At 36.0% G+C, this 10,431-nt stretch carries 7 protein-coding genes; 1 reads left to right on the forward strand and 6 read right to left on the reverse strand.

The features are described 5' to 3' along the window. Positions 1-175: 175 nt before the first annotated feature. Positions 176-1,897 (reverse strand): sensor histidine kinase, encoded by a 1,722-nt coding sequence (locus tag D1839_RS14475; RefSeq protein ID WP_120380647.1) that lies wholly within the window; start codon positions 1,895-1,897, stop codon positions 176-178. After that, positions 1,894-2,610: a response regulator transcription factor gene (locus tag D1839_RS14480; RefSeq protein ID WP_120380648.1), complete on the reverse strand. Its 717-nt coding sequence runs from the start codon at positions 2,608-2,610 to the stop codon at positions 1,894-1,896. The genes D1839_RS14475 and D1839_RS14480 overlap by 4 nt, the downstream gene beginning before the upstream one ends. 163 nt (positions 2,611-2,773) lie before the next feature. Between D1839_RS14480 and D1839_RS14485 the strand changes: the two genes are divergently transcribed. Continuing rightward, positions 2,774-3,970, forward strand: a complete 1,197-nt coding sequence (locus D1839_RS14485; RefSeq protein WP_199690214.1) for a DUF418 domain-containing protein — start codon at positions 2,774-2,776, stop codon at positions 3,968-3,970. 192 nt (positions 3,971-4,162) lie between these two features. On the opposite strand, the gene D1839_RS14490 is transcribed toward D1839_RS14485, so the two are convergent. The 4 genes from D1839_RS14490 to D1839_RS14505 form a co-directional block, all read right to left on the reverse strand. After that, positions 4,163-5,317 (reverse strand): iron-containing alcohol dehydrogenase, encoded by a 1,155-nt coding sequence (locus tag D1839_RS14490; protein WP_120380650.1) that lies wholly within the window; start codon positions 5,315-5,317, stop codon positions 4,163-4,165. A gap of 826 nt (positions 5,318-6,143) precedes the next feature. Continuing rightward, positions 6,144-7,541: a glycoside hydrolase family 1 protein gene (locus tag D1839_RS14495; protein ID WP_120380652.1), complete on the reverse strand. Its 1,398-nt coding sequence runs from the start codon at positions 7,539-7,541 to the stop codon at positions 6,144-6,146. A 16-nt stretch (positions 7,542-7,557) separates the two neighbouring features. Continuing rightward, entirely contained in the window at positions 7,558-8,454 is an 897-nt protein-coding gene (locus D1839_RS14500; protein ID WP_120380653.1) for an ROK family protein, read from the reverse strand. Between the two features lie 447 nt (positions 8,455-8,901). After that, the gene (locus tag D1839_RS14505; RefSeq protein WP_120380654.1) at positions 8,902-9,720 is read right to left on the reverse strand and encodes a MurR/RpiR family transcriptional regulator; all 819 of its coding nucleotides are present in this window, start codon (positions 9,718-9,720) and stop codon (positions 8,902-8,904) included. Positions 9,721-10,431 lie beyond the last annotated feature (711 nt).

The following is a 10,431-nucleotide window of genomic DNA, read 5'->3' on the forward strand; positions in this document are numbered from 1 at the left end:
AATAGTTAGTTTCTACCAATCTTCTTAGTGTAAAACGTTAGTCTCAATAATAGAATCCATATCTGAAGTTGAAAACGGATACTAAATTTGTGTCTATGTGAGTAAATAACTCCTAGAGTAATGTGACAAATATCTACTTGCCCTAGGAGTTATAGAGATAATGGAATTATATTAATTATATTTTAGTTGAAGGGATTTTTACTTTAATCAGCGTTCCTTTTTGAAGTTGAGATGAAACTTCAATGAAGCCATTATGCGCTTCGACAATAGCTTTTGCAATACTCATCCCTAATCCACTTCCAGCTGTTTGTTCTGCACTAGATGTGCCACGATAGTAGCGAGTAAAAAGATTTTGTTTCGTTTCATCATCCATTCCTATGCCATTATCTTCTACTATAATAACCACATAGGGTAAGAGCGATGTTGCAGTAACAGTAATTTGGGTGTTTGGAGGATTGTGTTTTTCGGCATTCATAATCAAATTATCTAGTAAACGTTCTAGCCATTGTTCCTTTCCTCTTATGAGTAGTGATTGGCTGGGTAAAGAAATATGAATATTTTTATATTCTTTGTATTTATATTGACAAGTTGTTAGGACTGTTTTTATATCGATACTTGAAAAGGCATCCTCTCCTTTTTGCTCTTTTAATCTAGTAATAAAACTGAAATCTTCTACAAGGTTAAGCATATAGTCACTTTTGACACGCAAGACTTCACCAATTTCTTTAAGTTCAGTGTCATTCCATTGATATTGTGCACTTTCTAGCAAGTGCGCGTAGCCTTGTATAGTTGAAAGCGGGGTTCGCAAATCATGAGAGACACCTGCCATCCATTCATCTCGTTTCCTTTCGAGTTGTACACGTTCTTTCTCAAGGGAGGAAAACTGATCTGCCATATCGTAAATTTCATCAATGACTTCTCTGTAGAGGCGAAATCTTCTTTTAATTTGATTTTTTTTAGTAAATAATTTTTGTTTTTCTTTTTCTGTAAACACTTTTTCAAATTGACCGTTTTTCATTCGTTCCAACCAACTGATAAATAGTAGCAAAGGTTGTCCGTAACGAATTCCATGCCATATGGATAAACAAATGATGAAGATTAGTAGTGTAATACTTACACAGATTAAAGCGAAAATAGCTTTCTGAACGATGGAGTCCTCTCCTTGATATTCATCCAATGTGGAATGCAATACCCAAAGGTTATTTCCTACATCTGTTACATGAATGGATGTTCCATAGTGGCTAGGTTCAGCTAACTGTGCTGTAATTTGTAAATTATCGTATTTCATGGGTTTATTGCTTTTGCCAATTCGTCTGATCACATCGCCATTTGGCTTAACGATGTCTAAATATCCACCTAAAGATTCTACTTCCTTTTGCAATTTAGGAATATGTTCTTCTTTAATACTGCCGCCTTCATTAGCTAACTGTCCCCATTCCGTTAACAGGTGTTGAGTTTCATCTTGATAACCAAGGACAAAGTAATAAGGGTCATTATAATAAAAAGAATCTACTAATGTAGCAATTTGATACTCACCTAACGTCTTCTGCTTATCTAAGTTTATGATTTCTTTCAATGAATACTGGTTTGGTAAATCTTTAGGAGTATTTTCTTCATAGATAACTACACCGGTTTTATTAATGATTTGTAACCACATGTTTTTTTCTCTTAATTTCTTCATCCATTTTTCAGGAAGAACAGTATGGTTATCATCAACAACGGTTTCTGTTACAATAGCATCCAACATACCATTTGGATAATTACCATGGATTTCATAATTTATTAATTCCTTTATCCACACGAATAAGATAAGAAGTATAATACCTGTAACTAACAAAATCATTAGAATAAATTGAAGTGAGAAATGGATAGCAATTCTCCGTTTAATTGAATTCATACGTTACGCTCCGCAATTAATTTATACCCTAAGCCTCTAACCGTAATGAGGTACTTTGGTTGGCTGGGATTTGGTTCAATCTTTTCTCGTACTCTTCTAATATGAACAACTACAGTGTTCTCATCTACATATTGGTCCAGTCCCCAAACTGCCTCAAGTAACTCGGATTTTGTAAAAACTTGATTCGGATGGCGACATAAAAACACTAGCAGGCGAAAGACTAGAGCAGGACAATAGACTACTTGTCCATTAACTTTCAGTTCTTTTGTTATTTCATTCACTTGAAAATGACCAAAATTATGAATAAATGGTCTAAGTCTAGATGTTTGTTGGTCTGTTGAGTGAGTTAGCCGCCTTTGCACTACTTTCATACGTGCCACAATTTCAAGCGGATTGAATGGTTTTGTTACATAATCATCTGCACCCATGGCGAAGCCTGTTAAGATATCAAAGTCAGTTGTTTTTGCAGTTAAATATAAAATATGTGCATTTGATTTTTCGCGGATCTTAGGTCCTAGATCGAACCCGTTTCCGTCTGGAAGCATCACGTCAAGAACAATGAAATCAAAATCATAGTGATTAATTTGTTGCAAGGTCTGCTCAGCATTGTAAGCTGTTTTAATATGGGAATACCCTTCTTTATGTAACACTTTTTTTAACATTTGTACGATGGATACTTCATCGTCGACTAATAAAATAGTTAAATTTTCCATTATATGACACCTACCTCCTATTTTATATTATCACAGAAACATTACGAAAACCTTACCTCATTATAGCTGTGTTTCTCCTCTTGTAATATGCATTAATGATCAACGTAAGGATGGGAATGTATGATATTTCATAGTTAAACTTATATTGTGGAGGATGGGAAGATTGAATAACAAAAGAATAACAGTTGTCGATCAATTACGTGGTTTTAGTTTACTTGGCATATTAATGGCGAATATGTTAATTTTTCAATATGGAATGTATGGAAAAGATGAATTAGAGCATTTTTCCGTTTCCAAGTTTGATCATATCACCCGTCATTTAATTGAAATATTTATTGAAACAAGCTTTATGCCGATTTTTGCTTTTCTGTTTGGTTACGGCATGATAAAGATGAAAGAGAAATTAGAAGTGAAGCGTTTGCCTGTTAAGCGTTATTTAGCAAGGCGGTTTCTCCTGCTTTCGATAATAGGTTATCTTCATGGCTCCTATTTATGGGAAGGGGATATTTTATTCATTTATGGAATGATCGGATTTATCTTGCTCCTATTTCTAAAACGAAGAACGAAAACGATTTTAATCTGGGCAATAGCCTTATTACTTATAACTACATTTTTAAGTTACGGGGGTAAAGAGGTAGACGCACCTATAGACGAAGCTTCCGTGATGGAAGATCATATAGAAAAGTCAAAAAAAGTTTATCAAAATGGTAGCTATGCGGATATTTTAGCATTTAGCAGTGAGGATCCTTTCTTTGAAATGTTTACGGAAGAGGAACTAGCAGCAACCTTATTGATTACACCTTTCATATTGCTTCCTATGTTTTTGTTTGGAATGTATGCAGCTAACCGAAAATGGTTTGTAAATCTGGATAGATACCAAAAGCGTTGGAGAAGATTAGCGATTTTGTTTATCGTTAGCGGTATTGCTCTTAAGTCATTACCACTAATGATCAATGAAGAGGGAATAACTAATTTATGTTTTAGCTTAGGTGGACCAGTGCTCGCCTTTGGATATATTTTTGCCTTCTCTGTTCTGTTTCACCATAAATCGTATGATATGGTGGTGAAAGGGCTTGAAGCAGTTGGAAAGCTTTCGTTAAGTAACTATTTATTACAAACAATGGTATGTATAAGTATATTTTACGGATACGGTCTAGGGTTATTTGGTAAACTAGGCGTTCTTTCTGGCGTTGGACTATCTATTGTCATTTTTGCTATCCAAATGATGGTAAGCTTTTATTATATAAAAAGATTTCGGTCTGGTCCATTTGAAAAGATGATGCGTATCTGGACATATTTGAGTTGGTCGGGAAGATTAAAGGTAAAGCATGAGATTCAATTGCAAGATAAAGTTAGTTAATGTGTTGTGTGTTCAAAAGGCGGTAATCAGGATAAGAATGTAAAAGGGGTACAATTAATAGAGCCGACATTATCCTCACTTTATTGTAATGAAAAAGATATGATTCTCATGAATAAATGGAGAATCATATCTTTGAATTTTTTTAGTTACCTCTTGCGCGCGGGTTGGATTTAATTCTATATCCGAAAAGACTTACATTGCTTGGCGAATGATTGCTTGAACTTCTTCCAGTTTCGGCTTTCTAGGGTTCGTTGCAGCAGTAGCATCCTTCATTGCGTTTTCTGCAAGTGTAGGAATGTCCTCTTCTTTTGCTCCAAGCTCTTTAAAGCCTGTTGGAATGTTTAAATCTTTAGCAAGGCGTTCGATAGCAGCAACTGCCTTTTCAGCTGCTTCGCGTTTGCTTAAGCCTTCTACACTTTCACCTAAATATGCTGCCATTTTAGCAAAGCGATCTTCACGACCTACTAGGTTGTAACGGCATACATGTGGTAAAAGAATCGCGTTACATACGCCGTGTGGCAAGTTATAGAATCCACCCATTTGGTGAGCAATCGCATGAACGTATCCTAGAGAAGCATTGTTGAATGCCATTCCAGCTAAGAATTGTGCGTAAACCATTTTTTCACGTGCTTCTATATCCTGTCCGTTTGCAAAGGCGCGTGGTAAATATTCAGGAATAAGTTCAAAAACTTTTTCAGCAGCTGAATCTGTCATTGGCGTTGCTGCAGTTGATACATACGCTTCAACAGCATGCGTTAAAGCATCTAATCCAGTAGCAGCAGTTAGAGCTGGCGGTAGTCCAACCATTAATTCTGGGTCGTTAATGGATACTAATGGTGTCACATGCTTATCAATAATTGCCATTTTTACATGGCGCTTTACGTCTGTAATAATCGTAAACTTTGTCATTTCACTTGCTGTTCCAGCAGTTGTGTTAATGGAAATTAAAGGCACTAACGGATTTTCAGACTTATCTACCCCTTCATAATCGTGGATCGTCCCTCCGTTTGATACAACTAGCCCAATTCCTTTTGCAGCGTCATGAGAAGATCCACCTCCAAGCGATACGAGGGAATCACAATTTGCTGCTTTAAAAGCTTTCACACCATCAGCAACGTTTTTGTCAGTAGGATTTGGCTCTGCTTTTGGATAAATTTCTACTTCCAATCCAGCTGCTTTAATAATACTAGCAATTTTGTCTGCAATTCCTAATTTAAATAGACCATCATCCGTTACTAAAAGCGCTTTCTTGGCATTTGCATCTTTTAAGCGTGAACCAGTTTCTTGAATACTCCCTTGGCCAAATAGATTAATAGACGGCATTGAAAATTGACTCTGTTTCGTCATGTTCCTATCCCCTTAAAGAATTATATTTTTGTAATTAGCAGAAAAGTTCTGAAATCTGCTAAATATTTCCATTCCCATTTTTAATATAGCATACTGGGAAATTGATTCAACAAAAAAGCTCAAAAATCGACAAAAACACCTAAAAAAGTTAGTTATCAGTAATAGAATATTTGTTTTCTTATTATTGATCGAAATTTCACAATTATACTAGTAGGTTAACCTATTGACTTTTAACTAATAGATGCATCTAATGTATTGCAACACTCCAAGCATAGTAGGCTAGGAAAACGATAGTTTCAAGCGGTTTGCAGATAAGGGGGATAAAGGTAAACATACATAGGCTAAGATGCTTTTGGAGTTTATTGGTTTTAAAGTTTATTTTTCATTTATTTTAGATGAGAAATCCCTAAGTAATAAACTTTCTTAGACGAAGGAGTTCAAGAAAAAACTTGTCATAGTCATCCGACTGAAGGTAATTTGCATCATTTTAATCCCAAAGGAAAGCAGCAGAGGATTAAAACGTTGCAGGCTAGAGGGTGGATTAATAATCAGTAAGCAGACATTTACTGTTGCCTTGCCATAATAAGATGCTGTAAGAATCCTACTGCAGGTATTGAGGAATTGATACTACAACAGCTGCAGATAACGGCACCTAAATGTACTATTTTGTAAGAAGCCTTTCGGTCTTACGATTACGGTACTAACAATGAGTTGGGGGTGAAAGAAAACCTCTGCTGATTGAAAATTCCACTTTATCTTTTTGGTATGTTTTTGAATAAAGTAAGCCGTGAGGAGATCCCACGGCTGAAATGTAAGTCGATATTGTTTATTCATCGGAGAATCCTTGGCAAGTAGCAACATCTCGAAACCACCAGCCGCTTTTCTTAATAGAACGTTTTGCGTTATTATTTAAATCAACGGCTACTAATCCATATCTATTTTTATATGCATTCATCCAGGACCAGTTATCCATAAACGTCCAAACGTGATAACCTTTTACATTTACGCCTTCTGCTAAAGCCTTATGTACCCATTTTAAGTGTTCTTTAAAAAAGGTAATTCGATAATCATCTTGAATAACCCCAGATGCGTCTTTAAATCGATCCTCGTTCTCGACTCCCATTCCATTTTCAGAGATAAAACATTCGATATTGCCATAGTTGTTTTTCAAATTTATTAAAATATCATAGATTCCTTTTTCATATATTTCCCATCCACGGTATGGATTCATTTTTCTTCCATGCATTTCATAGGCGTCAAAAAAATGCTCTGGCATTAAAGGTGCATCTGGATGAGGGGCGTTTTCTTTTGCTTTTACTCGACGGGGCTGATAATAATTTACCCCTAATAGATCTATCGTGTGCTGCGAGAAGGTTGCTTTATCCTCTGCTTTAGTAGGTGGCAAAAGATCGTGTTCATCAAGTAATAGCACAAGTTCTTCGGGAAAATAACCTTTAACAGAAACATCTAAAAAAGAGCGGTTGAATAATAAATCCGCAATCCTTCCAGCTTTTACATCGGCGGGGTGGTTACTTCTTGGGTAGGACGGTGTAACATTTAAGATAATACCTATTTTCCCTTGGTGTCTTTCTTCTTTATAAGCTTGAATCGCTTTAGCGCTAGCAAGGATAGAGTGATATCCTACTTGGACAGCTCGTTTAAAATCTATGACATTGGGATAGTGCATATCGTATAAATAACCTGCTTCCACAGGTACAATTGGTTCGTTTTGCGTGAACCATTTGCTGACTTTCGGACCAAATAATTGAAAACAAGCACGTGCATACGCCTGAAAAGCATCGACAACTTCTCGGTTTTCCCAGCCTCCTATTCGTTGTAATGCTAGTGGCATATCGAAATGATATAGATTTACAAAAGGTTCGATTCCCATTTTGTGAAGCTCATCCAGTACTTGATGATAAAATGCTACAGCCTCTTGGTTGACGTCTCCAGTGCCATTAGGGATGAGTCGAGACCAGGAAATGGATAAGCGAAAGGAATTATGACCTAATTGTTTCATTAATGCGATGTCTTCTTTATATTTTTCATAAAAACGGGATGATTCAGTTGGACCTATTTGCTGGAAAAAGCGATTCGGTTCTAGCTCGTACCAATAATCCCAAATGTTTTTACCTTTTCCCCCAATTGCTGCAGCACCTTCTGTTTGGGTAGCCGAAGCAGCACTTCCCCACCAAAAGTCATTTGGAAATCTGTATTGTGACATAGTTACCACCTTTTCTTTAGTGATTGGTTTGAATAAAATGATACGTTGCACCGATAAGATTTGCCCGTTGTAAAAAAGTACAAGTGGCAACTTTCCCGTGCGGGTTACCTATTTTCATCATTTCTTGGATCTCATGTATGTTAGTAGATAATGTAGACATAAAATCGAGTCGTGTACTGATTCCGCCACCAATTAAAATGATTTCTGGGTCATAGATATGTTGTAAATTATATATGCCTGTAGCTAGTATGAAATAAAATTCATCAATAGCCTGCTGGCATATCGCATCTCCATCTTCAGCCATTGCAAAAATTTGTTCACCAGAAAACTGATTTGTTGGTACTCCTTTTTGTTTAGCTACTTTTCTTATTATTGCAGAAGTCGAACCCATGTGACTCCAATGATTGATATCTTTTGTTTCTGGGTCTGCATACAAAATAGAATAACCGAACTCTCCACCATACAGATGGGCACCTCGATATAGTTTGCCGTTTGAAATAATGGCACCGCCAATGCCTGTACCAATGACAATGACTAATACATTTTGAAGACCGGCCGCACCACCTTTCCATAGTTCAGCAAGAGCTGCACAATTTGCATCGTTTTCTATTGCAACTTGTTCGCCAGTTATCTCTTGAAGTGTTTCCTTTAAGGAAAGGTCGTGCAAATATGGGATGGCACTGGTACCTTGTACATCTCCAGTAGCTGTAATTGTTCCTGGACAACTAATCGCTAACCCCTGAATGTCTTCCTTTAGCTTTATTTGTTGGACAGTTTGTTGAATAAAATTCATCAATCCTTGTAAACTTTCGGGAGTAGGAATCTTATTTTCAAAAGAAATGGTTGCCTCTTCATCTACCAACGCGTATTTTATAAAAGTGCCTCCAAAATCAAATGCGAGATATTGTGTCATTCTATACCCCTTTTCTTTAAGCTATTAAAATATTGGCTCTGTGGGTTTATTAACCACTTGCTTCATAATGCTTAATCAGCAAAGAATTGGTACTGTTGAAAAAGATGCAAAGCATTCCCCCGAATTTTAGGATTAGTTAAAAACAGCTTACAACTTTCACTGTCTATAACTATGTTTGTTTTACAGCTACTATTAAAATTTTCCTTTATTTTATGAAGGATAGCTTTGCTTGCTAATTTAGGTTTTTCTTATCACACATATAAGGTGCTGTAAGTCTCTCACTTCAGGAGTTGGATAATCTGTACAGCGACAAGCCTCGGTGGGGGATAACAGCACCTAAATCCCTATTTCAAAAGAAGGCTTTAGGTTCTACTATTACGATAAACTATTTATCGGCGATGAATGAAAACCTCCACTGAGTGAAGATTCACTTTACAGTCGCTTGCATTACATATTGTGACCTTGTAAATAAGCATGTTCTGTGTGGATCCATTTGCTTATATTCTCTCTGTACATGCTAATATACTGGGAATAAATCATATCAATTATAATAAGAAGCGGAATCTGTACAGAGATTTGGCCAACTTCATTCGTGTTTTTTAAAGTGGACGTCAGTAACGTAACATTTGCTAGCTTTCTAATTTCTGGCGATTGGTTTGAAGTAATCATGATAATAGATGTCCCTTGCTGCTGAAGCTGGAGCAGCGAGTCTAACACATATTGATTTTTAGCGCGTAATGACAAATAAATCACTAAATTATCCTTATTAAGTAGGGAGGATATCATTTCAATCGAATTATGGTCTTGGACAACTTCAACAAACTTTCCAATTCTTGTGAAACGAAATTTAAAGTCTGCTCCCGCGATTGCGCTTAATCCTAATCCGTAAACATGGATTATTTTATGCCTATAAATATATTCACAAACGGTTTGAATATCTTGAATATCTAAATTTTCATCAATATTATTAATAAGTTCCTTATACCTAAACTTAAGATTATGCGTAACATTATTTTTATCGATGGTAAGCTCTTCTAAAGTATTTCGATAAGTAAAGATAAATTCCTTATAGTTTTCAAAGCCAATTTTCTGGCAAAATCTTGTTATAGAAGCAGTAGATACATTTATTTTATGAGCAATAGATGATTGCTTGAGAGGAGGGTTTCCTTCTAAGAAATAAGCGCAAATTTGTTCATCTACTACGGTAAATTTCAATCTAGAGCTCTCAATTAATAAAAATAAATCTGTGTTTATCAACTGTATCACCCACTTATTTAGACCTGAATAATCATTTCATCTCGCACGTAATGTGCCGTAAGAGGCTCCCCTTTAGAATTTAAAACTACTACAAAGAATTTTAAGAGGAAGATACAGCACCTGAATATGCCTATGGAACCAACACTTAATAGGTGAGGAAAACCCCTATTGAATGAAATTTTGCTTTTATTATAATATACTCTATTGCCTGTAGACTATCCAGAATATCCAACCTATCTATTTAAGATGCTTTTATTCCAACAGAGGTAGATAAAGATTTCTCCGTTTTTGCTAGTTACACAGCCTGTATTCAGGGAAGTGGGGGGCTGGGTGAGTTCATTTTTCATGAAAAACATTGCGGACTAAATGATTAATGACGAGCTTTTAAAGGACAAGAAAATTATTAAAATACTATAGCTAGCTTAGTTAAAATTGTACTCATTTATCCCGTATATAAGATACTGTAAGATCCTCACTTCGTTGGATCTATACTTCGCAACAAGTCGAAGTGGGGGATAGCAGCATCTAAATCTCCGATTCGTTCAGTTAACAATCAGCGGAGGATGAAAGAAAACCCCGGTTGATTGAAGTTTCACTTTATCTCAGTTGATGCGTTCTAAATAGGCGCTTATGTTTTGTTCATAGATAAGAAAGCATTCCTGTAATAAAGCAAAATGAGGATTGAATAAAAAATGCCCCCTTGGTATGATACGAGGTGTC

It is taken from the genome of Roseburia sp. 1XD42-34 (genome assembly GCF_009917385.1).
Taxonomy (GTDB): Bacteria; Bacillota; Bacilli; order Bacillales; family Amphibacillaceae; genus Virgibacillus.